General features: G+C 68.6%; 1 protein-coding gene. It reads left to right on the top strand.

Annotated features, from left to right (window positions below):
• Nucleotides 1–68: 68 nt before the first annotated feature.
• Complete coding sequence (locus MWU57_RS17910; protein WP_106265076.1) at nt 69–365, top strand: WXG100 family type VII secretion target; 297 nt, start codon at nt 69–71, stop codon at nt 363–365.
• Nucleotides 366–440 lie beyond the last annotated feature (75 nt).

The raw sequence follows: 440 nt of genomic DNA, 5'->3' as shown, positions 1-440 counted from the left end.
TAGGGTCGTGCTCGACGACGGGCGGCCGGCAAGGGGGCCGGCCGAGGCGACGAACGAGGAGTTTTGTCATGGCGAACATGAACGTGACGTACGACGAGCTGCGGTCCCAGGCGGGGCAGCTGCGCAACGGTCAGCAGCAGATGACCGACATCCTGCACAACCTGCAGACCCAGGTGAACAACCTGGTGTCGTCGGGCTTCGTGACGGACCAGGCCTCGGGGGCGTTCCAGACGTCGTACGAGGAGTTCACGACGGGGACCACGCAGGCCATCGAGGGTCTCGAGGGCATGGCGTCGTTCCTGGAGCAGGCGGCGCAGACGCTGTCGGACGCGGACGCGCAGCTGGCGCAGGGTATCCGCGGCTGACGTCGTTCAGCTCGGTCGGCCCGGTGGGTCGGCTTCTCGAGGGGTGGTCCGGTGCGTCCGGGCCACCCCTCTGCG

Source organism: Isoptericola sp. S6320L (genome assembly GCF_023015685.1).
In the GTDB taxonomy this organism is placed as follows: domain Bacteria; phylum Actinomycetota; class Actinomycetes; order Actinomycetales; family Cellulomonadaceae; genus Isoptericola; species Isoptericola halotolerans_A.
The sequence above is the reverse complement of the archived record's forward strand: the minus strand, read 5'-3'. Positions and strand labels throughout refer to the sequence as shown.

Coding starts and splice junctions, on each gene's coding strand:
- MWU57_RS17910 (WP_106265076.1), top strand. CDS start 69: ATGGCGAACATGAACGTGACGTACGACGAGCTGCGGTCCCAGGCGGGG.